We start from the raw sequence: 20,948 nt of genomic DNA on the forward strand, positions 1-20,948 counted from the left end.
TCGCCCGGGTGCGTCCTTCATACGCCCCGGGCGGCCGGCGGTGCGCCGATCGCCTTCGACACCAGGCCCGGCAGATCCGCGAGGGAGTCCCGGATGATCGCCTGTTCCATGGCGAGGACCTCCGCTCCCGGCCTGATGCCCAGTTCCTCGGCCAGTACGTGCCGCAACTGCCGGGCCGCACCGAGCGCGTCCGCACGGCGCCCGGACAGACACAGCGCGATCATGAGCTGATGGCGGAAGGACTCGCGCAGCGGGTGGGCCGCGACCAGGATCTCCAGTTCCGGTACGACGTCCTGGGCGTGCCCCCGGTGCAGTTCGGCCCACACCCATGCCTCGGTGGCCGCGAGCCGCGCCTCCTCCAGCCGTACGAGTTCGGCCGTGATCGCTGGGATGTCCGGGACATCGGCGAGCAGGGGCCCGCGCCACATGTCCAGGGCCCGCCGCAGCCCCTCCGCCGCCTGCCCGGTCCTCCCCTCGGCCAGGAACCCGCGCGCCGCACGGGCGAGCGCCGTGAAGCGGTCGGCGTCCAGCTCACCGGAGTCCACCGCCAGCCGGTAGCCGGGCGGGCTGGTGAGCAGCCGGCTTCCGCCCCGCCCCGCCGGGCATCGCTCCGGCGGGGCCGCGGGAAGCGCACGCCTGAGCCGGTGGACGTACTGCTGGACCAGCTTGGGGGCGGACTTCGGCGCCCCGCCCGGCCAGAGCTGCTCCAGCAGTTCCCCGGCCGGCACCGTACGGCCCGCGTTGACGAGCAGTACGGCCAGCAGCGCACGGCACTTGGCCTGGCTGACCATGCGGAAAGCGCCGTCCGGCCCCCGGAATTCCAGTGGCCCGAGGATGCAGTAGCGCACCGGTGCCGGGGTCATCGGCGTCCACCGCATCCGCCGCCGGCTCCGGGGGCGGCGAGGGTGAGGACATCGGGCACCCGGTCCGGTGCGACCACACGCAGCAGTCCGTATCCGATCCCGGCCGATCCGGTCATCAGTCCGGGGGTGGTCACTCCCATCGGGACGCCGGGACGGACGTCCCCGGCCAGCACCCGGTCGGCCACCAGGCGCGCCACGCGGGGGCCGAGGTCGTCGGTCTCCCCCAGCGCGGGACCGGCCGCGAGCAACGTCGCCACCAGCCCCAGATCGCCGTGGCACAGCGAGTCGTTGCCCAGGCCCGTGCGGGCGCCGTCCCGCAGCAGGTCGTCGCGGACGGTGGCCGCGGCGATGCGCAGGTCCTCCGCGAGGAGCCGGTGGGCATCGGCGAGCCCCTCGACACCGAGCAGTGCCGCCCGGACCAGCCCGATACCGGCGGCACCGTGGCACCAGGCGTCCATGAAGGATCCCCGTGGCACGATGCTGCGCAGATCCGGCCAGTTGCCTCGCTCGGGGTCCAGACCGTGGCGTTCGAACCGGAGCGCCTCCTCGCACAGCCGGTAGTGGTGATCCTCGCCGGTCAGCTCGGCCGCGCGGGCCAGGGCGAGGGCGAAGCCGCTCGCCCCGTGGGACATTCCCAGCAGCGGCCGGTCGGGGTCGACCGCCGTCCGCCAGGCCACTCCGCCGGTCACCTCGGTCGCCGCCTTGGCGAGTGTGGCGGTGGCGAGCCGCAGCGCGTCCGCGATGCGCTCGTCCGGACGCGTCCGGTGGAGCGCGGCCAGGGCCAGCGCCGCCCCGGCCGTTCCCTGCACCACATCCAGCTCCCGGTCGCCCTCGAACCGCCCGGCCAGCTCGGGAACCAGCGCGACGGCCGCGTCCAGCAGTTCGGGCGCGTCCCACAGTGCGGCCAGGTGGGTGAGCGTGTAGACGGCGCCGCCCAGTTCGCCGAATCCGCCGATGCTCAGCGTGAAACGAAGGTGGCGGCCACGGTCGGGGCTGGTCAGCGCGGCCGCGAGCGATTCCACGACGCGTTCGGCCACGTTCCGGTACCGCTGGTCCCCCGTCATCGAGCCGAGGTGCGCGAGGAACAGGGCGATACCGCTCACCCCGTCGTAGAGGCTGATCCCGGCGGGTCCCGCGCGCCAGTAGCGCTCCCCCACGACATTGAGCGACAGCCAGTGCGGGGGCTGGTCGTCGGTGCCGTGCACCGCGGTGTCGAGCAGTTCGTCCGCGAGGGCGGTCGCGGCCCGCAGGGCGAGCCGGGTGTCGAGGGGGCGGTCCGGCAGCTCCTCCGGCCGGGGGACGGGCCTCCCCTGTGTGCCGAAGGTGAGGCCCGTCAGTGACGCGTCGACGCACCACTTCTGGCGGCGCAGATCGACGGGGCCCATGCGGCGGATCTTGGCGCGCACCGCCTCCATCCCGGAACTGGCCAGGAAGCCGGGGACGACGACACCGCCCGCGTCGCACAGGTCGGTGGCGGACGGCGTGGTGTGAAAGGTCGGCACATCGAGCCCGGCCAGTTGGCGCTGTTCGCTGGTCAGCAGCTCGACTCTGCCCTCGACGCCCCGATGCCCGTCGGCGAGGCCGGCTTCGAGCACATACTCCCAGTCCAGCGAGTCGCGCAGGACGTCCGGGTGCATCGACTCGGCGAGGATGCGGCTGTAGACCGAGGTCGGGCGGGGCACATAGCGCACGGCGTCCTCGGCGAAGGCGGCGATCGGGCCGTCCTCGGCGAGCAGTTCGTCCCGTTCCCGTTCGATGAGCCGGTAGGTGGACTCGAAGCCCTCCACCAGGGACCGGCGGTACCGCAGCGGATCGACGGACGTTCCGCCCACGGAGGCTCGGTTCGCCGCGCCGGCGATGGGCATCCGCTCGCGCACCAGCCTCATCTCGTCGGTGCCCTGGCCGGCGTAGGTCGGCAGCACGCTCGGTGAGAGCTGGTCGCCGCCGCCCGCGAGCCCGCTGATCTCCGCGTCGCGCCAGCCCGAGTCATCCACCTCGATGATCCGCTCCGGCAGCAGCCCGATGCCCAGGACGGAGTCGTTGAGGACATCGGGCACCGCCCCGGCGATCCGCAGCACAGGGTCGGCCACCGCTCGGGACCGCCCGAGGAAGGTGGCCTCCAAGTCGACGAAGACCGGGTGCTCCCCCGCCGCGATCAGGTTCTGCAGATGCAGATCCGCACCGCAGATGGCGTGGAACAGCGCCAGCTGGGCGCCCTGGCGCCAGAAGAACCGGTCGGCCCCGGCTTCGTCGGCGCACGTCCCGGAGGCCACGTGCTCCACCCATCCGTACCCGGGGCGGGACAGTACCTCCACGGTACGCAGCGGATGGCGCAGCCCCCGGTCGTTGAGCCGGCCGAGCAGGTCGTTGAAGTGGCGTTCGACGGCGACCGACCGCGGTTTGTAGACCAGCTTCGTACCGTCGGAGAGGGTGAACAGCGCGACCGACCGGCCGCCGTTGTGGGTGTCACCGGCGCCGAAGCCGATGTCCGTCACATCGCCCAGACCACGCCAGGGGCCGCCGAACACCGCGCGCAGCCGGGGCAGATCGGCCAGGAAACGCTCGGCGAACTCCTGTCTCACGTCGATCCAGTGACGCAGCGAAGCCACCAGTTCACGGGCCAGTACGGGGTATTCGGACAGGATCTCCAGCGCCCGCCCGGGGGTGCGGACCGTGGCCATGAACGAGGCGAACCGCTCCTCGGGGGTGGCGCCGGCCAGCTCCCCGGTCACCCTGGCCACGTTGAGCTCCAGAACCAGGACGCGGGACACCATGCCGGAGATCGTGTCCAGGGCGGGGAGAAGGAGGGGGTGGTCCGGATGGAGCCCCGGCACCCGGCGCCGTAGTTCCCCGCGGGCCCAGCGCAGCAGCGGGAGGGCCAGTTCGGCCGGGCCCAGCCCGGACCGGGGACCGTGGTCATGGCCGTGACCGTGGGCCGCCGCATGGACATGTCCCCGGACGTCGTCGTCGCCGTCCGAGGTGTGATGACGCCATGCCTCGGCGATCGTCTTCAGCCACTCCGGTGCGGGCAGCCTCCCGGCGAGCGAGTCCGCGGGCTCGCCCAGCAGGGTGATCAGCTCCTCCTCGGTGACGCCCGTGGCCGTCCAGCGCTCCAGCGGGTCCACGCCGGTGGTGGGCTTCCCGGCGGAGAAGAGAATGCCACCGCGCCACAGCTCCAGGCGGCGCAGCCCTTGTGCACGCTGCTCCGCGGTGGCCGCCGCCGGAGCGCCCGGCCGCCGGTCGTGCAGGGGCACGCCTCGCCACCACGTCGTCGAGTCCAGGATGTCCTGCTGCCGATTCCTCATCTCTCCCCCTCTTTTGATGGCCGCGTCGCCCTCTATGGCCCTGTCGCCGTGCGAAGAGGCCCTTGCGGTCCGGCGCGGACCCCGTGGGGCCCGCGCCGGAATGGCTCATGGGTCACCGCGTCCGGGGACGCACCGGGTCAGCCACAGAGCCAGTCACAGGTGAAGCAGGTGCGGCAGGTCTTGTGACCGCACGTCACCCAGGTGTCGGTGAGCCCTCCGCCCACGACGTTGTCCAGCCGCTGGTCGGTCAGCTCGATCGCACCCGCCGGGTGGGCGGGCAGTGCGCTGAGCTCCTCGGAGCTCAGCCCGGCGCGGAAGACCGGGTCCTTCCATGCCTTGGTGGTCCGGTTCATGGTTCCTCCGTTCGACGTGCTCTCGTCGGTTCGTTCATGGACGTCACTCCGGTCGGCCCGGTGTGACACCACCAAAACTGGGCGAGCGAGTTGGCGGGGAACCTTGCGGAAACCTTGTGCCGCCGCCTCCCGCGTTGCCATCCGCACCCGCCGGCGGCGGAATGAACCGGCGGTGAACCGGGACCGAACCGGTGTGCCGCACGCTGCTGCGGCAGAGAACGCGGCGCGGGAGGAGACACGTATGAGCGGCGGGCAGGTGGGGGCGCGGGTGCCGTTCGTGGCCCAGATGAGCGAGGTCGAGTGCGGTCCCGCCTGTCTGGCCATGGTGCTCGGGGCGTACCGCCGCAGGGTCCCCCTGCGGGAGCTGCGCGCGGAGTTCGGGATGAGCCGCGACGGCGCGAGCGCCCGCCGGATCCTGGAGGTCGCGCACGCCCACGGGCTCGAGGCCCGGGGGCTGAGGATACGGCCGGACGCACTCGGCGCGGTGCGCAAGCCCGCCATCGCCCACTGGGACGACCACCATTTCGTGGTGGTGCGAGATGTCGGGCGCAAGGGGGTGCGAGTGCTCGACCCGGGCGAGGGACGCGCCACCGTCTCGCATGAGGAGTTCCGCGCGCGGAGTTCGGGCACCCTGCTGGAGTTCGCCCCCGGCCCGTCGTTCACCGAGCGGCGCGGGTCCCGGGATTCCTGGCCGCTGCGGCTGATGCGCGACATGATGCGGATGGCACCGCGGTGGGCCGTCCTCGCGGTCCTGCTCTCCGGGATGGTGCAGTTACTCGCCCTGGGGTCGGCGTTTCTCACCAAGTACGGCATCGACTCGCTCATCGGTGAACGGGCCGGGACGCTTTCGGGTTTCTCCCTGAGCATCGCCGGTTTCGTATCGGTGTACGCACTGATCGGGCTGGGGCGGGCCGGGGCCCTGCTGGTGCTGCAACACCGGCTCGACGGCGCACTCGGCGACCGGTTTATGACCCATCTGTTCCGTCTGCCGTTCGGCTATTTCCAGGCACGGAGCAGCGGGGATCTGCTGGCCCGCCTCAACAGCAACACCGTGATCAGGGACCTGCTGACCTCGCGCATGGTCACCTTGGTCATCGACAGTGTCTTCGTGGTCGGCTATCTGGTGCTGCTGTGCGCCGTCAGTCCCTGGTACGCGCTCCTGGCAGCGGGGCTGGGCGTGGCGCAGATCGCCATCGTGCTGGCCACCCTGCGACCGGCCAACGCCTTGGCGAAACGGGAGCTGAGCGCCGAGGCCGCCACACAGTCGGTGGCGGTGGACGCGTTGCGGGGCGCGGAATTCGTGAAGAGCGCGGGGCTGGTCGGCAGCGTGCTCGACCGTTGGCGTGGGTCGATGGGCGACTATCTGCGGGCGGCGCTCCGCCGACGCCGCCTCGACGCCCTCACCGACTCCCTCACTCTGCTGTTGCAGGTGGCGTCCCCGCTGGTGTTGTTGCTGCTGGGCATCGCGCAGGTGCGCTCGGGCGCCCTGACCATCGGCTCGATGATCGCGCTCAACGCGGTCGCGGCCGGGCTGCTCACCCCGATCGCCGGGCTGGCCACGAGCATGCGCTACCTCCAGACCATCGGTGCCCATCTGGAGCGGGTGCACGATGTGCTGGACGAGCGGCCGGAGGTCCCACGGCCGGGTGGCATCGCCCCGGCCGTGGTGCGGGGCGAGATCGAGCTACGCGGGGTGGGCTTCCGCTACGGGCAGGGGCCGTGGATCCTGCGCGACCTGACCCTGCGCGTTCCCGCGGGCGCGAAACTCGCCGTCGTCGGGACCAGTGGCTCCGGGAAGACGACGATGATCCGCCTGCTCGCCGGGCTGTTGCGGCCGACCGAGGGCACGGTGCTGCTCGACGGGCGCGCCATCGAGGAGTACGACGCGGACAGTCTGCGCCGCCGCTTCGGCGTCGTCACGCAGGAACCCCATGTCTTCGGCGGCACCATCGGATCGAATCTGCGGCTCGGCCGGGACGGCCTGCCCGACACGGCCCTCTTCGAGGCGCTGGGCCGGGCCGGGCTGCTCACCGATGTGCGGCGAATGCCCATGGGGCTGGAGACACATGTCTCGGAGGGCGGGAGCGCGCTGTCCGGGGGCCAGCGCCAGCGTCTGGCGATCGCCCGCGCGCTCCTGGCCGACCCCGCGCTGCTGGTGCTGGACGAGGCCACGAGTCACCTGGACGCCGTGACCGAGGCGGAGGTGGCCGGTGAGCTGTCCGCGCTGGGCTGTACCAGGATCGTCGTCGCGCACCGGATCAGCACGATCATGGATGCGGACGAGATCGTCGTGCTGGAAGACAGCCGTTTCACGGAGCGTGGTGTCCATGACGACCTCATGCTCGCCGGGGGCCGGTACGCCGCGCTGGTGAACCGGCAGCTCCCGGCCTCGCTCCGGCCCTCGTGATCGCCACCACGCCGACGTGGGCTTTCGGGCGTAAAATCGGCAGCGTCCGCACCAGGAGGGCACGAGGAGCGGAGGCATCAGATGACCGAGGCAGCCCCCTCCCGCACCGAACACAAACGGGAAACCGGCCACCCGGACGTGCCGTGGACGACTCCCTCGCAGGCCGAGGGCGAGCGCGACGACGAGATGGACACCGGCCACCCCGACGTACAGAGGACGACTCCTTCACAGGCCGAAGGGGAACGGGACTAGCCACTCCCCTCTCGGCATCCGGGCCCGCGAGCCGGTGATCTCCCACCGGCGGGCGGGCCCGGCCAGGTGGCTCGGACGCGACGGCCGATGTGTCATGCCGACTCCACGGCGGGGGTCTCCCGGGGGGAGCGGCCCCGGCGGGTCGCTATCCTGACCCGGGGAGGCGAGATGGCACGCGCGACACAGACCACCGGGACGCCCGATACCGGCCGACCGGCGGCACGTCACCACGGCAACCGGCACGGACGCAGCGAGCAGGCCCGGCTGGCGGTGCTGAACGCGGCCGACGACCTGCTGGTCGAGAAGGGCTTCGCGGGCGTCACCATGGAGGGCATCGCCACCCGGGCCGGTGTCGCCAAACAGACCATCTACCGCTGGTGGAGCACCAAGACCGACGTCCTCATGGACGCGTTCCTCCAGGACGTGGCCGAGGACCTGACCGTGCGCGACCACGGTGACCTCGCCCGGGACCTGCGCACGTATCTGCGCGAGCTGGCCTGGTTCCTCAGCGCGTCCGACTCCGGTGCCGTCTTCAAGGCCCTGGTCGCCCAGGCGCAGCACGATCCGGCGTTCGCCGCGGACTTCCGATCCCGGTACCTCGACGACCAGCGCGGCCGCGACCGCCTTCCGCTGGAACGGGCCATGGAGCGCGGGGAGTTGCCGCCCGGCCTGGATCTGGCGGCCGAGACCGACCAGCTCATGGGCCCCGTCTACTACCGGGTGCTGGTGACCGGCGAACCCGTCGGCCAGGAGTTCACCGACCGGCTCGTCGACGCCTTCCTCCACCGCCACGGGCTGACGGCACCGGCGAAGGACTGAACACCCGGAAAGTCCGAGGGCGGTCACCGCCCGGACGGCGCCGTGACGGCCGGTGCGGTGACGGCCGGTGCGGTGGCGGACGGCGCCGGGAGGCCGTCCAGGAACAGGGCGCCCGCGAGCAACGCGGCGCTTCCGCGCGGCGCGACGCCCCGCTCCCGCAGCTCCGCGTCCAGCGCGGCCAGGGCGGCGGCGCCCTCGGACGTGGCGGTGCCGCCCGCCGCGAGCACGGCGTACGCGCCCTCCTTGACCCGTCTGAGCGCGGGCGGGCCCGCCCGGTACAGCGGGCCGGTGTCCTGGAGGGTGCTCATCACGGTGAGCAGCGCGTCCAGCCGCGCCTGGGTCTCGGTGGCGCCCGCCGCACGCGCCCGGGACAGGGCATCGAGAGCGCGGCGCACATGGGGAAAGGCGGCCCGTGCCTCGCCGCGCACGCCCGGCGCCCCATAGGTGGCGGAGACATGTGAGCCCGGCGAGGGCCGGCGCGGCGCGCCACGGTCGGGGTGATCCGCGATCCGTTTGGCGATGGCGGTCACCTCGTCGGGCCCGGCGCCGGGGCGCAGCGCGGCGGCCGCCACCAGGAGGCCCATCACCCACAGCGCGCCGTGGTGGAGAGGGCCGGCGGCCGCGCCGCCACCGGCCCGTGCCATCGTCCACTCGGCGCAGCGGCCGATGGCCCCCAGTTCCTCGCGCAGCGCCCGGGTCGGCTCACCGGGACGACGGGCGGCGGCGGCCATGGCCGCGAACCCGGGCGTCAGCGCCTTGGCCGACCAGCGCAGCGCGAGCAGATCCGCGCCGGTGGCACGGGCCTGGAGATCGCGAGTGTCGGCGAGGCCCGGTTTCGGCGTCAGCTCCGCCTGGGCGATCAGGGCGAGCACGGCGGCCCGTGCCAGTGCCTCATCCGTGGAGCGCGTCATCGACATGCCCGGAGGCTAGCGGGCGAACCTTTGACGGACATGAGGCGTTCCTGTGGGCCCGCTGTGCGGCGTGGCCGGGCAGGGCGGATCCGGGCGACCAGCGGCACCGGCCCGACCCAGAAGACGGAGCGCCGGCCGAACGGCTCCACCGGCCACGGGCCCGGCAACGCCACCGGCATGCCGCCCGCCCGATGGGCGGTGGATCAGGCGGGCCGGGGAAAGACCGTGCCGTCGAAGATCTTCCGTGCGGTGCGCACGACGGCCGTGCCCCGCGCCGCCGGAGTGGCGCCGTTGTCCACGGACGTGTCGATGTCCAGGAAGCCGGTGGGGTGTTCGATGCGCAGCCGCTCCCCCGTCGCCGGGAGCCGGGCCACGTCCTCGCCGACGTTTCCCTCGACGCACAGCCCGGCGGCGACACTGGCGGCTCCCAGGACGCCGATCGCCGTATGGCAGCGGACCGGGATGAAGGTCCGGGTCATCACGGTGCCACCGTGTGCGGGCGGGGCCAGCAGACTGAGCTTGGGCACGGTCGTGGCACTCACATCGCCCAGGCCCATCAGCCGGCCCGCCTCCCGCCGGATCTCCTGGAGCCGGGCGCCGAGTGCCGCGTTCGCCTCCAGTTCCCCGGGGTCCTCATAGCCGGTTGCATCCAGGGCGGACGCGGCGATGAGCACGGTCGGCATGCCGTTGTCCACGCAGGTCACCGGGGTACCGTCGATGAGGTCGCGGGCGTGGCCGGTGGGCAGCAGCGGGCCGCTGCCCCGCTCGAAGCCGATCACCACCGGGGCGGCGGAGCCCGGGACGCCCGAGATCTCGGCCGAGCCGGTGTAGTCGACGCGCCGGTCCGGGGTGGGAACGGCCACGGTGGCGTGGTCACCGCTGTTGACCATCCTGATCCGTACCGGTGTCCGCCCGTCCCGGGCGGCGACCAGGCCCCGTTCCACGGCGAAGGGGCCGACCCCGGCCAGGAGGTTGCCGCAGTTCTGCCGGTCGGAGACCTCGGCCTTGTCCACGCCGAGCTGCAGGAAGAGATAGTCGACATCGGCGTCCGGGCCCCGGGCGGCGGAGACCACGGCCACCTTGCTGGTGAGGGGGTGTGCCCCGCCGAGGCCGTCGATCTGGCGTGGATCGGGACTGCCCATGATCCGCAGCAGCAGATCGTCCCGGGCGCTGGGGTCGGAGGGCAGGTCCTCCGCGAGGAAGTAGGCGCCCTTGGAGGTGCCGCCGCGCATCAGCATGCAGCGCACCCCCTCCGGCCCGCTCATGAGACGGTCCCGCCACGGACGTCCTCGACACGGACGGCCTCGGCACGGACGGCCTCGGCACGGACGTCCTCGGCACGGACGTCCTCGGCATACTCGGCGTACGGCTGGTACCGCACCCCGAGCCGGGCCAGGGTCTCCCGCAACCCGTAGCGGTCCAGGCCCAGTTGGCCCTCGGCGAAGGCGGCCCGGGTCGCCGCCTCCTTCGCGGTGCGCGCCACGGCCGCCTCGACGGCCGTGGCGGCCGACCGGCGGGGTACGCACATCACCCCGTCGTCGTCGGCGAGAATCACATCGCCGGGGCGTATGCACTGCCCGCCCACCACCACGGGCAAATTGACGGATCCGGCCGTGGCCTTGACGGTGCCCTGCGCGCACACGGCGGCCGACCACACGGGGAAGCCCATCGCGCGCAGCTCGGCGGTGTCGCGCACCCCGGCGTCGATGACCAGGCCGCGGACGCCGCGGTACTGGAGTGCGGTGGCGAAGAGCTCGCCGAACATGCCGTCCGTGGACGGCGATGTGGTGGTGACGACGAGGACGTCGCCCTCGGCGCACTGCTCGACCGCGGCGTGGATCATCAGGTTGTCGCCGGGCCGGCACAGCGCCGTGACCGCGGTGCCCGCGATGCGCACGTCCTGCTGGACGGGGCGCAGCCCGGGGCCGAGGGATCCGGTGCGGCCCATGGCCTCGTGCACCGTGGCCACGCCGTACCCCCGCAGGGCCGCCACATGCTCGGCCTCGGCGCGAGGCGGGTCGGTGACGATCACACCGCTCGGCCGTGCGGCGGCGGGCGCGTCGCCCGCGCTACCGTGCGTCATTGCTGATATCTCCTTGCTGGACAGGTCGGTGGCCCACCCCGTGGCTCGCGCCCCGCGTCATTCGCTCAAGGCGTCGATCACACTGGCGAGGTGGGCACGGACGGCCGCTTCGGCCGCCTGTGGGTCCCTGGCCCTGATCGCCTCGATCACGGCCAGGTGTTCACCCAGGGACCGCTGGGCACGTCCCGGCCGCAGCGCGAGCTGAAACCGATGGCGCACCAGCTGTGCGTTGAGCCGCTCCAGCAGCTCCACCGCCACCCGCTGACCGGAGAACTCCCGGATGCGGGCGTGGAGTTGGTGGTTGAGGTCGGAGTAGGTCAGCGGTTCGCCGTCGGCGACCGCCTTGGACATCGCCGTGCCCAGGTCGGCCAGTTCGGTCAGCTGCTCCTCGTCGGCCTCGACGGCCGCCTTGGCGGCGCACAGCCCCTCCAGGACCATGCGGCATTCCGTGATGGCCACGGCCTCCTCCACGCTCACCACCCGCACCCGTGAGCCACGGTTGCGGATCCGCTCGACCAGACCCTCGGAGGCCAGCTCGATCAGCGCCGCGCGAATGCTCGCCCGGGTCACACCGAATTGCTCGGCGAGTTCGTTCTCCACCAGCCGCTGGGCCGGCGCCATCTCCCCGCGCGAAATCGCCTGCCTCAGCTGCTCCAACGCATGCTGCTTGGCCTGCTCTCCGGTGCCTGGACGGGCTTCCTTCGGCATCGTGCCCTCCCTGAGTGAGTGCCTGTCGAAGGTAAATCTAGGCCAACAAGATTGTCAACGATTTCGTTGCCCATATTGGCGACACGAATCGGCCCACGCACCCCTGATTCCGGCCCCATTCCGGCCCAGTCCGGGCCCATTCCTGCCCAGTCCGGCCCAGTCCGGCCCCGTGACAGGGAAAGCCGGGGTTGCTTCAATGGTCCGTCGGTTCCCCATCGGACCCCGTCGACCGTTGGAGCGTGCCCGTGCCTCTCTCGCGTCGTGCTCTCGTCTCCACGCTCCCGGCCGCCGCACTGACGGCCATGGCCCTGCCACTGCGCGCACGGGCCGCGGGACACCCAGCGGCGGCCGGTGAAACGACCGGGGCCGCTCACACCCGGCTGATCGACAACACCGTGGCCGTCTTCGCCGGGACGCGGGAGACCAACGCCCGCCCCGAGGTGCGCGCCAAACTCGCCGCCATCGCCACGACCGCCCGCTCCCGGCTCACCGCGATGGACCGCGCCGGGCAGGGCGAGCTCTTCCAGGGCCTCGCGCTGGGCACCAGCGACCCCAACCTGAACACCTCGTTCCAGTACCTCTACGAGATCGCCCTCGCCACCCGCACCCCGGACGGCGGCACACCGTCCGGCCCGTCCGGTCTCCACGGCGACACCGGTGTCCAGCGGCGCGTCATCGACGGCCTGATATGGCTCCACGAGCACTACTACGGCGACCAGTCCAAGGGCTACTACGGCAACTGGTTCACCTGGGAGATCGGCATCTCCACCCACGTCAGCAAGACGCTGGCGCTGCTCGCGGACGAACTCGCCGCCTACCGGCCCGGCCTCGCCGCCACCTACGTCGCCTCGATGGACGCGTATCTGCGCAACGGCGAGGGCGGCGACGTCGACCTCGACTCACGCTTCCACACCGGCGCCAACCTCGCCGACATCACCACCAACCGCGTCCTCCAGGGCGCCGTACTCGGCGACGAGGCCCGGATCACCAAGGCCCTCGCCGACCAGCTCACCATCCTGGCCACCATCGACCCGTACGAGCTGCGGCACGGTGTCACCGACGGCTTCTACGCCGACGGCTCCTTCATCCAGCACGCGTCCGTGGCCTACACGGGCTCCTACGGCAAGGGCCTGCTCACCCGTGTCGTGCAGACCGTCAAGATGCTCGACGGCACCGGCTACACGACCGGCGACCAACTGGTCCGCGTCGTCCAGGGGTGGGTGGTGGACGGCTTCGCGCCACTGATCTTCGAGGGCTGGCTGATGGAGATCGTCAAGGGGCGCGGGGTGTCCCGGCCGGCCACGGGGTACGCCGACGCGGCCGAGGTGGTGGAGGCCGTGGTGGGCCTCTCCGCCCATGCCACCGGCGCCGACGCCACGGCGCTCAAGGGCTATGTGGCGTATCTGCGGCAGACCTCGAAGGCCACGCTCGACCCTTCGGGGTTCGTCTCCCCGGTGAGCATCGCGGCCTACGCCGACATCCTCGCCGACTCCTCGGTCCCGGCGGGCGACCTCGGGCCCGCCGCGCGCCATGTGGCGTTCAACGCGATGGACAGAACCGTCCACCGGCGCCCCGGCTACGCCTTCGCCCTGGCCCGGAGCTCGTCCAGGATCAGCAGATACGAGTACATGAGCGGGGAGAACCTGATGCCCTGGTTCCAGGGGGACGGCGCCCACCATCTGTATCTGTCCGGCCAGGACCAGACCCAGGCGTTCGGCATCGACTACCTCACCACCGTCCCGCCGTACCGCCTCGCCGGTGTCACCGCCCCCGTGGAGACCCGCCGCACCGTCCCCGAGCTGTACGGCACGCTCTGGTACGACAACCCCGAGCGTGGCTTCACCTCCTCGTCGGAGGCGCAGAACACCTATGTCTACTTCCCCCGGAGCACCCACCCGTTCTCCGGTGGCGCCGCCCTGGGCCCGTACGGCGTGACGGGACTCGTCCAGTCCGACGACGTCGCGTACGACGCGAAGCAGGCGGGCGACCTGCCCGGGGACTTCGTGGTGTACCGCAACGCCGATGCCACCAAGTCGTGGTTCCTGTTCGACGACGAGATCGTGGTGCTGGCCGCGGGGGTCGGCGATGCCACCGGCCGCGCGGTGACCACGACTCTCGACACCCGGATCGCCGCGCCCTCGGACACCCTCGTCCTCACCGGGCGGCTCCGCGGCGGTGCGCCCTGGTCCGGCACCGGCACGGCCCCGCTCGCATGGCTGCGCCACGCCAATGCCACCCGGGCCGGCTCGGTCGGGTACGTCTTCCTGGACGGGCCACCGCCCACCGTCACACTGGACACCGTCACCCGCAGCCGCCGCGCGGTCCGCCTGGCCAACCCCGACACCCCGGTGACCAAACAGCTCTTCGCCATCACGGTGGAGCGGGCGGCGGGCGCGCCGCACACCTCGATGGCTTACGCCCTCGTCCCGAATGCCACCGAACGCCAACTGGACGGCTACGCCCGGCGCCCGCTCGCCGTCCTGGCCAACACCACCCGGCTCCAGGCCGTGGTCCACCAGGGCCTGCGGATCACCGCGCTCAACGCCTTCGCCCCCGGCAACCACCACGCCGGGCGGCTGTCGGTGCGCGGGCCCGGCTCGGTGATCCTGCGGGAAACCCATGACGGCGGCGTGGCGGTCGCGGTGTCCGACCCGACCACCGAGCGCGACACGGTCTCTCTCGTCATCCGGGGCCGGAGGATGCGGGCCGTGGCGGCGGACGACGGTGTCCGGGTGGGCCGGGTCCCCGGCGGCACCCGGATCGTCGTCACCACCCGCCACGCCTACGGCCGGAGCTTCACGGCGACGCTGCGCTGAGCTGCGCGGTGCGCAGGTGCTGGGCGCCCTCGCGGACCGCCCACCCGAACACGGCGAGCGCGAGAACGCCCACCGTCACGGTGTCGTACGGCGCCGGGAGGCGGCCGGAACCACCGAAGGTGCCCAGCCACGACAGCACGGTCAGCGCGGCGAGGTGGAAGACCAGCCAGGCGCCGCGCCGCAATTCCTCCCCCAGCGACGCGCCTCCGTCCTCACGGCGCTGCAGCAGGAACAACCCGGCGCCGAGCAGTACGAAGGGCAGCGCGAGGCGCAGATCGTGCCAGCCGGACCAGTAGACGAACTCGCTGGCCACCACGAAGCTCACCGGTGCGATCCAGCGCACCCCGGGCACCTGGCCCTCGGTCCGGGCCACTCCGCGCTCGCGGTCATGTGCCCGGAACGCCGCGACGGCCACCGCCGAGGCGGCGTAGATCAGCAGATACATGTCCCCCATCACGCTCACGATGTCCTGCCAGCCGCCGAACGGCAGCATGAAGACGACGATGACCGCGAGGTTGAGCAGCAGCGCCCGGCGCGCCACCCCGGACCAGGGGTGGATGCGCATGAAGAAGCGGGGCAGCAGACCGTTCTTGGCCAGGGCGTACGTATGGCGAGCGTCGATCGCCACGCCCACATAGGCCGACCCGCCCGGTGAGATCACCGCGTCCGCGTAGAGCAGCGTGGCCAGCCAGTGGAGATTGAGCACCAGGGCGAGCTGCCCGAAGGGCGACTCGAAGTCGACTCCCTTCCAGCCGTGGCCCAGCAGCGACTCGGGCACCGTGTACAGGAACGCCAGCTGGAGTCCGAGGTAGACCAGCACGGCGAGACCGATGCCGGTGAGCACCGCGGCCGGTACGGTACGGCGCGGGTTGCGGGCCTCACCGGAGAAGTCGAGCGGGGCCTGGAAGCCGTTGACGGAGTACACGATGCCACCGCCGGCGAGCGCGGTCAGGCAGGCCGCGTAGCCGTACGGGGCGAAACCGCCGTGATCGGTGAGACGCCCGGAGTGGGTGCCGGACAGGAACAGCGCCACGATGGTGAGGATGGGGACGACGACCTTGAACACCGAGATCAGGTTGTTCAGCCGGGCGAATATCCGCACGGCGAACCAGTTGAAGGCCGTCAGCACGACACTCAGCGCGACGGCCACGGCGAGTCCGGAGGCGCTGAGGCTGCCGCCGTTGTAGAGCCCCGGCAGATAGTGGGCGGCGTACTGCATGATCGCGCTGATCTCGGCCGCCGTGCCACCCACCGAGAGCAGCACCGACCAGCCGATCATCGTGCCGACCAGCCGTCCGCTGGCGTACAGCGGCCAGCGGACGGTGCCGCCGCCCTCCGGGCGGGTGGCGCCGAGCTCCACCATGACCAGCGCGATCAGGGCGCACAGCACACCCGCCGCGATCCAGGACAGCAGGGCGGCGGGGCCGGCGGTCTGGGCGGCGTACAGGGCCGCGAACAGCCACCCGGACCCCAGGATGTTGGAGAACCCGATCGCGGTCAGGGCCCAGAATCCGAGGTCCTTGTGGAGTCGTCGCTCCTCGGCGAGCACCGCCGGCGCGGCGCCGGACTCCGGTGGGTGGTTCTCCGACACGGTCGCTCGTCTCCTCGGTGGTACACGAACATGCAAAGGCCCAGCGTGCCATGCGTGCCGACGGGCCCGGTCGGCCATCCCACCGAGACGCTCTCCTCCGGGGCGGCCTCGGACCGGGGCGCGGTGGCCCTCGCCTTCCACGGCCAGGGCGGCGCGGATCTCGCCCGCTCGCTGCTGTCCGAGGCCGAGCGCGCCGGGGCCCGTGTCAACCGTCCTCGCCCGGCACCTGGCTGGACGAGCACCAGGACTCACCGGGACATCGGCATGCACTCCGATGGCGTAGTAACGACGGCGGGGCCCGGGAGACGTGCCGAGACTGGGTGAGACGCCGGGCGGCCGCCCGTGGTGTGCCCGTACGGGAACGGAGGAGACACCATGCCCCGGAGCGGAGGAGACCTCATGCCCCACCGCAAGGATCTCGGGCTGCTCACCCTGCGCCTCGGCGTGGGCGGGGTGCTGGCCGCACACGGCACGCAGAAGCTCTTCGGCTGGGGCGGGGGCGACGGCCTGGCCCGTACCGCCCAGGCCATGGAGGCGATGGGCTTCCGGCCGGGGCGGGCCTGCGCCGTGGTGGCCGGGCTGGGCGAGGCGGGCGGCGGGCTGCTGCTCGCGCTCGGGCTCGCCACTCCCGCCGCCGGCGCGGCGGCCGCGGGGACGATGGCGGGGGCGGTGTCGGTGAACGCGCCGGCCGGGTTCTTCGCCCAGTCCGGAGGCTATGAGTTCCCGGCTCTGCTGGGTTGCTCGGCGGCGGCGCTCGGGATCTCGGGGCCCGGCCGCTACTCCCTCGACCACCTCACCTGCCATGTGCTGGACCGGCCGTGGCTGATCGCGACGGCGTTCACCGCGAGCGCGCTGGCGGCGGTCGCGGTGATCAAGCGCAGGATGGCGGTGACGGCGGAGCGTGACCTCGCCGAGGAGGAGGAGCTCTACGAGTAGAGCGCCATCCGCCCGAGTGGAGACCGTCCATCCGAGTAGAGACCCACTCCACCCCTCCTATCACCTCTCCGGCAGGTGACGCACGGCGTGCGGGGTGCAGCCGCGTGCGCCATGGTGGATGCCAGGGCCGGGCAGCGGTTCGCACTGGTGGAGGGTGGGTGCGGATGTTCAGCAGGCGCAGCTTCTGGAAGATCGTGGGTGCGAGTGCGATCGGGGCACCGCTCGCCGCAAGGGCCGCCACCGGCTCGGCGGATGCCTCGGGGGTGCTTTCGGACCCGGAGGAGCAGGGGGTGTCGGCCGCGCGGCCGCATCCGTCCTTCGCCGCCCCGCGGCAGATCAGGGCCGGGTTGCTGAACGTCGGCTACGCCGAGGCGGGTCCGGCCCACGGCCCCGCGGTGATCCTGCTGCACGGCTGGCCCTATGACATCCACAGCTATGCCGATGTGGCGCCCCTGCTGGCCGCCAAGGGCTATCGGGTGATCGTCCCGTATCTGCGCGGCTACGGGACGACGCGCTTTCTGTCGCCCCGGACGTTCCGCGACGGCCAGCAGTCGGTGTTCGCCGTCGATCTCATCGCCTTGATGGACGCCCTCGGGATCGAGCGGGCGACCCTCGCCGGATTCGACTGGGGCTCGCGAACGGCCGACATCGTCGCGGCGCTGTGGCCGGAGCGCTGCAAGGCCCTGGTCTCCGTCACCGGCTACCTGATCAGCAACCGGAAGGCGAACCAGCGGCCACAGCCGCCGAAGGTCGAATGGGCCTGGTGGTATCAGTACTACTTTGCCACCGAGAGGGGGGTGCTCGGGCTGGAGAACCCCGACTACCGACGCCAACTGGCGCTGCTCGTGTGGCGGTTCAACTCCCCGACCTGGCATTTCGACGATGCCACCTTCGCACGCACCGCCGCCGCCTTCAGGAATCCGGACTATGTGCGCATCGTGATAAACAATTACCGGTGGCGGCTGGGGCTCGCGGCGGGCGATCCCCGGTACGACGGTCTGGAGCGGCGCCTGGCCAAGGGTCCCGTCATCGGCGTCCCCACGGTCACCCTGGACGGCGGGCGCGATCCCTTCACCCCGCCCGGGGGCGGGGCCGCGTACCGCGACAAGTTCTCGGGGCCGTACGCCCACCGGACACTGAAGGGCATCGGTCACAATGTGCCCCAGGAGGCTCCGGAGGCCTTCGCCGCCGCCGTGCTCGAGGCCGACCGTCTGCGACGGCGCTGAGCGGCGCGGCCGGACCACGGGAGGCCACGGAGGGCCGGGGCCGAGGGGGACAAGGGATGGCGGAGTTCGAGGTGGCCACCGGCGCCGCGGCGCTCCCCGGCGACGACGACCGGGGCCGCGAGGCCGCGGTGCGGACCGCGTTCGAGGGGCTGCTGCAGATCCGCCGGCTGATGAACGCCGACGCCGCCGACCCGGAAGGGGTGCCCGCCGAGTGGGAACGGCGTCAACCGGTGCGGGCCGTGGCCCTGGCGCTGGAGGCGGCCGGTGTTCCGCCGTCGGCCGTCGACGCGGAGGGCCGTCGTACGGCGACCGGATACTGCCTCGGCGCGGCGGAGCGGGCCGGGGTGGTACGGGTCGAGTGGCTGGGGCCGCCGGGAAGTGGCGCCGGGTACGCGGCGGAGGATGCGCTGCGGAACTGCGCGGACGTACTGCGGCGGCTGGGCTGGGACACGCTGGAGTACCGGGGGCCGCGCCGCCACCGCTATCTCGAGGTCGAGCCGCCGCCGGCCGGGCCTCACCGGCGCTGACCGGGCCGCCGACCGGGCCGGTGGGCCGCGCCCGGCCCCGGGAGGCGGCGGCTGACGCCACGTCGCCTCCCGGGGCGGTGTCACTCACGCGTTGGGGTCGAAGGGGATGTCGGCCGGCTTGGCCTTCGCGAGGTGGGAGTTGAGCGTGCTGTCCTTCAGGCCGAGGGTGGCGCTGCCGAAGTCGGCCTGGCTCAGCTTGTCGCGCAGCCCGGCGGGGTAGCCGTTCCAGCCGACCAGCGCGGGGTACTGCCAGGTGTGGTAGTGGTTCTCCGGCGGCTCGTCGTTGGAGTTCGCCGGACGGAAGCAGTGGGTGCTCAGACCGTCCTTGTGGTACACGACCTTGGGGTGGGTGCCGTCCCAGCGGATCTGGTCCCGGTTGTAGATGTCGAAGTTGCCGTGGGCCGAGGTGGCGACGTACTTGGCCTCGTTGTTCTGCACCCACACCACGACGTGCTCCCAGTCGTGGCGGTGGCCGCCGAGACCGCTACCGGCCACGGCCTGGTCCTTCTCGAAGTACAGGCCGTAGATGATCGCGCACCAGCCGTTGTTGCACTTGGCGCGGGAGTAGCTGTTGGTGTTGTCCAGGTCCCAGGAGTCGCGGCACTGGCCGTTGAGGGCGCCGCTGGGGTTGAGCCCACCCGCGATCGTCCCGTCGGGGCCGATGGCGGGCGTGGGGTAGCAGCCGTCGGTGTCGTAGTCGAACGCCGGCTGGAACGTCTGCTCCGTGCCGTCCGCGTTGGCGGGCAGGGCCTTGGGCGGGTCCGCGAGCGCACTGCCCGGGAAGGCCACGACCAGCGCGATGGCGCTGCCGAGGATGGCGGACACTCTGCCGATCCGCGAACTCTTCTTCACTGCGTCCTCCTGAACGACCTCGGCGTGACTGCACACCGGGAGGGTGGGGGGTTGGCATGCTCAGGTCAGCATGATCGCATTCCTTGAGCGGCGGCGGGAGATGTCGCCGTGATGAAGAGTCAGCCAACAGCTATAGCACGTGCGCTGGGGCGGGATACGGGGGGTGCGCGGGAGGTGGCGGGCCCGGGGACGATTTCCGGTGAAATACTCGGCACACGCCGCGGGCAGCGTTTCCGCAGGGCGTCCCGCCCGTCACCGTCTCGCAGGCCCGGGAGAGGATCGCATGGACCGTAGCCAGGCAGGCCCTACCAGCTGTTGTGCCCCATCGCGCGGCGGCGCGGACGTCACCGCCCCCACGGCCACGGCCGCCACCGCCCCCGTGGCCACGGCCGGGACCGGCCGCCACGACGCGGACATGGCGCCGCTGCCGGGCGGGGCCTTCCTGATGGGCGCCGAGGACGCGGAGGGTTTCCCCGCCGACGGCGAGGGGCCGATCCGGGAGGTGACCGTCGCCGCGTTCCGGATCGATGTGCACGCGGTGACCAACGAGCGGTTCGCCCGCTTCGTACGCGAGACCGACCATGTGACCGAGGCCGAACGGTTCGGCTGGTCCTATGTGTTCGCCGGGTTCCTGCCCGCCGCGCTGCGCCGGGGCGCGCCGCGCCCCGAGGGGACGCCGTGGTGGTGCGGGGTCGAGGGGGCCTCGTGGCGGGCGCCGGAGGGTCCTGGCAGTGGGATCGGCGATCGGGACCGCCACCCGGTGGTCCATGTCTCCTGGAACGACGCGGTGGCGTACTGCCGGTGGGCCGGGGCCCGGCTGCCCACCGAGGCCGAGTGGGAGTACGCCGCCCGTGGCGGGGCGGCGGGGCGCCGGTACCCCTGGGGGGACGAGCTGACCCCCGGCGGTGTGCACCGCTGCAACATCTGGCAGGGGCGCTTCCCCGTCAAGAACACGGCGGAGGACGGCTATCGGGGGACGGCCCCGGTGGACGCCTTCGAGCCCAACGGGTTCGGTCTGTACAACGTGTCGGGGAACGTGTGGGAGTGGTGCGCCGACTGGTGGTCCACCGACCACACCGACCGGCCGCGCACCGATCCCGGCGGCCCGGCCACGGGCACCGCCAAGGTGATGCGCGGCGGCTCCTACCTGTGCCATCAGTCGTACTGCAACCGCTACCGCGTGGCCGCCCGCACCTCCAACACCCCCGACAGCTCCACCGGCAACCTCGGCTTCCGCTGCGTCCGCGACGCCTGAGCCTTCTTTTATTCCGGGGTGTTGACGAAATAGATTGGCGTGCG

Annotated in this window: 17 protein-coding genes; 8 read left to right on the forward strand and 9 right to left on the reverse strand. The window is 72.3% G+C overall.

The window, feature by feature from the left end:
- Positions 1-17: 17 nt before the first annotated feature.
- The 3 genes from NP777_RS24205 to NP777_RS24215 all read right to left on the reverse strand — a co-directional run bounded on the left by NP777_RS24205 (position 18) and on the right by NP777_RS24215 (position 4,521).
- Positions 18-863, reverse strand: coding sequence for an AfsR/SARP family transcriptional regulator (locus tag NP777_RS24205; protein ID WP_256652284.1), 846 nt, complete (start codon positions 861-863; stop codon positions 18-20).
- A complete protein-coding gene (locus NP777_RS24210) occupies positions 860-4,168 on the reverse strand; it encodes a type 2 lanthipeptide synthetase LanM family protein (protein ID WP_256652285.1) in 3,309 nt (1,102 codons plus the stop codon). Before NP777_RS24210 ends, NP777_RS24205 begins: the two co-directional genes overlap by 4 nt.
- A gap of 137 nt (positions 4,169-4,305) precedes the next feature.
- A complete protein-coding gene (locus NP777_RS24215; RefSeq protein ID WP_044579866.1) occupies positions 4,306-4,521 on the reverse strand; it encodes a mersacidin/lichenicidin family type 2 lantibiotic in 216 nt (71 codons plus the stop codon).
- Between the two features lie 241 nt (positions 4,522-4,762).
- Here NP777_RS24215 and NP777_RS24220 point away from each other — a divergent pair, with 241 nt between their 5' ends.
- The 3 genes from NP777_RS24220 to NP777_RS24230 all read left to right on the forward strand — a co-directional run bounded on the left by NP777_RS24220 (position 4,763) and on the right by NP777_RS24230 (position 7,999).
- Positions 4,763-6,928 (forward strand): peptidase domain-containing ABC transporter, encoded by a 2,166-nt coding sequence (locus NP777_RS24220; protein WP_256652286.1) that lies wholly within the window; start codon positions 4,763-4,765, stop codon positions 6,926-6,928.
- Positions 6,929-7,009: 81 nt separating this feature from the next.
- Complete coding sequence (locus NP777_RS24225) at positions 7,010-7,180, forward strand: hypothetical protein (protein WP_256652387.1); 171 nt, start codon at positions 7,010-7,012, stop codon at positions 7,178-7,180.
- Positions 7,181-7,348: 168 nt separating this feature from the next.
- The gene (locus NP777_RS24230; protein ID WP_256652287.1) at positions 7,349-7,999 is read left to right on the forward strand and encodes a TetR/AcrR family transcriptional regulator; all 651 of its coding nucleotides are present in this window, start codon (positions 7,349-7,351) and stop codon (positions 7,997-7,999) included.
- 23 nt (positions 8,000-8,022) lie between these two features.
- Here NP777_RS24230 and NP777_RS24235 read toward each other — a convergent pair whose 3' ends face one another.
- The 4 genes from NP777_RS24235 to NP777_RS24250 all read right to left on the reverse strand — a co-directional run bounded on the left by NP777_RS24235 (position 8,023) and on the right by NP777_RS24250 (position 11,701).
- On the reverse strand, positions 8,023-8,910 hold the full coding sequence (locus tag NP777_RS24235) for a triphosphoribosyl-dephospho-CoA synthase (protein WP_256652380.1): 888 nt from the start codon (positions 8,908-8,910) through the stop codon (positions 8,023-8,025).
- A gap of 203 nt (positions 8,911-9,113) precedes the next feature.
- On the reverse strand, positions 9,114-10,175 hold the full coding sequence (locus NP777_RS24240) for a 4-oxalomesaconate tautomerase (protein ID WP_256652288.1): 1,062 nt from the start codon (positions 10,173-10,175) through the stop codon (positions 9,114-9,116).
- The gene (locus NP777_RS24245; protein ID WP_256652289.1) at positions 10,172-10,993 is read right to left on the reverse strand and encodes a 4-carboxy-4-hydroxy-2-oxoadipate aldolase/oxaloacetate decarboxylase; all 822 of its coding nucleotides are present in this window, start codon (positions 10,991-10,993) and stop codon (positions 10,172-10,174) included. Before NP777_RS24245 ends, NP777_RS24240 begins: the two co-directional genes overlap by 4 nt.
- 57 nt (positions 10,994-11,050) lie before the next feature.
- Positions 11,051-11,701: a GntR family transcriptional regulator gene (locus NP777_RS24250; RefSeq protein ID WP_256652290.1), complete on the reverse strand. Its 651-nt coding sequence runs from the start codon at positions 11,699-11,701 to the stop codon at positions 11,051-11,053.
- 245 nt (positions 11,702-11,946) lie between these two features.
- Here NP777_RS24250 and NP777_RS24255 point away from each other — a divergent pair, with 245 nt between their 5' ends.
- Positions 11,947-14,517 (forward strand): polysaccharide lyase family 8 super-sandwich domain-containing protein, encoded by a 2,571-nt coding sequence (locus tag NP777_RS24255; protein WP_256652381.1) that lies wholly within the window; start codon positions 11,947-11,949, stop codon positions 14,515-14,517.
- Here NP777_RS24255 and NP777_RS24260 read toward each other — a convergent pair.
- The gene (locus tag NP777_RS24260; protein ID WP_256652291.1) at positions 14,498-16,108 is read right to left on the reverse strand and encodes an APC family permease; all 1,611 of its coding nucleotides are present in this window, start codon (positions 16,106-16,108) and stop codon (positions 14,498-14,500) included. The two genes, NP777_RS24255 and NP777_RS24260, sit on opposite strands and share 20 nt — an antisense overlap.
- A 399-nt stretch (positions 16,109-16,507) precedes the next feature.
- Here NP777_RS24260 and NP777_RS24270 point away from each other — a divergent pair, with 399 nt between their 5' ends.
- From NP777_RS24270 to NP777_RS24280, 3 genes are all read left to right on the forward strand, one after another.
- Positions 16,508-17,044 carry a DoxX family protein gene (locus tag NP777_RS24270; protein ID WP_256652292.1) on the forward strand — a complete coding sequence of 179 codons (537 nt, stop codon included), beginning with the start codon at positions 16,508-16,510 and terminating at the stop codon, positions 17,042-17,044.
- A gap of 164 nt (positions 17,045-17,208) precedes the next feature.
- On the forward strand, positions 17,209-18,270 hold the full coding sequence (locus NP777_RS24275) for an alpha/beta fold hydrolase (RefSeq protein ID WP_256652293.1): 1,062 nt from the start codon (positions 17,209-17,211) through the stop codon (positions 18,268-18,270).
- A 56-nt stretch (positions 18,271-18,326) separates the two neighbouring features.
- Positions 18,327-18,797, forward strand: a complete 471-nt coding sequence (locus NP777_RS24280) for a hypothetical protein (RefSeq protein WP_256652294.1) — start codon at positions 18,327-18,329, stop codon at positions 18,795-18,797.
- A gap of 84 nt (positions 18,798-18,881) precedes the next feature.
- Here the strand turns inward: NP777_RS24280 and NP777_RS24285 are convergent, their stop codons facing one another.
- Entirely contained in the window at positions 18,882-19,649 is a 768-nt protein-coding gene (locus NP777_RS24285) for an NPP1 family protein (RefSeq protein WP_256652295.1), read from the reverse strand.
- A gap of 283 nt (positions 19,650-19,932) precedes the next feature.
- Between NP777_RS24285 and NP777_RS24290 the strand changes: the two genes are divergently transcribed.
- Positions 19,933-20,904: a formylglycine-generating enzyme family protein gene (locus NP777_RS24290; RefSeq protein WP_391858564.1), complete on the forward strand. Its 972-nt coding sequence runs from the start codon at positions 19,933-19,935 to the stop codon at positions 20,902-20,904.
- Positions 20,905-20,948 lie beyond the last annotated feature (44 nt).

Source organism: Streptomyces rugosispiralis, from assembly GCF_024505145.1.
Lineage (GTDB): Bacteria > Actinomycetota > Actinomycetes > Streptomycetales > Streptomycetaceae > Streptomyces > Streptomyces rugosispiralis.

Coding starts and splice junctions, on each gene's coding strand:
- NP777_RS24235 (WP_256652380.1), bottom strand. CDS start 8,910: ATGACGCGCTCCACGGATGAGGCACTGGCACGGGCCGCCGTGCTCGCC.
- NP777_RS24210 (WP_256652285.1), bottom strand. CDS start 4,168: ATGAGGAATCGGCAGCAGGACATCCTGGACTCGACGACGTGGTGGCGA.
- NP777_RS24275 (WP_256652293.1), top strand. CDS start 17,209: ATGTTCAGCAGGCGCAGCTTCTGGAAGATCGTGGGTGCGAGTGCGATC.
- NP777_RS24270 (WP_256652292.1), top strand. CDS start 16,508: ATGCCCCACCGCAAGGATCTCGGGCTGCTCACCCTGCGCCTCGGCGTG.
- NP777_RS24215 (WP_044579866.1), bottom strand. CDS start 4,521: ATGAACCGGACCACCAAGGCATGGAAGGACCCGGTCTTCCGCGCCGGG.
- NP777_RS24280 (WP_256652294.1), top strand. CDS start 18,327: ATGGCGGAGTTCGAGGTGGCCACCGGCGCCGCGGCGCTCCCCGGCGAC.
- NP777_RS24205 (WP_256652284.1), bottom strand. CDS start 863: ATGACCCCGGCACCGGTGCGCTACTGCATCCTCGGGCCACTGGAATTC.
- NP777_RS24220 (WP_256652286.1), top strand. CDS start 4,763: ATGAGCGGCGGGCAGGTGGGGGCGCGGGTGCCGTTCGTGGCCCAGATG.
- NP777_RS24290 (WP_391858564.1), top strand. CDS start 19,933: ATGGACCGTAGCCAGGCAGGCCCTACCAGCTGTTGTGCCCCATCGCGC.
- NP777_RS24225 (WP_256652387.1), top strand. CDS start 7,010: ATGACCGAGGCAGCCCCCTCCCGCACCGAACACAAACGGGAAACCGGC.
- NP777_RS24240 (WP_256652288.1), bottom strand. CDS start 10,175: ATGAGCGGGCCGGAGGGGGTGCGCTGCATGCTGATGCGCGGCGGCACC.
- NP777_RS24230 (WP_256652287.1), top strand. CDS start 7,349: ATGGCACGCGCGACACAGACCACCGGGACGCCCGATACCGGCCGACCG.
- NP777_RS24245 (WP_256652289.1), bottom strand. CDS start 10,993: ATGACGCACGGTAGCGCGGGCGACGCGCCCGCCGCCGCACGGCCGAGC.
- NP777_RS24250 (WP_256652290.1), bottom strand. CDS start 11,701: ATGCCGAAGGAAGCCCGTCCAGGCACCGGAGAGCAGGCCAAGCAGCAT.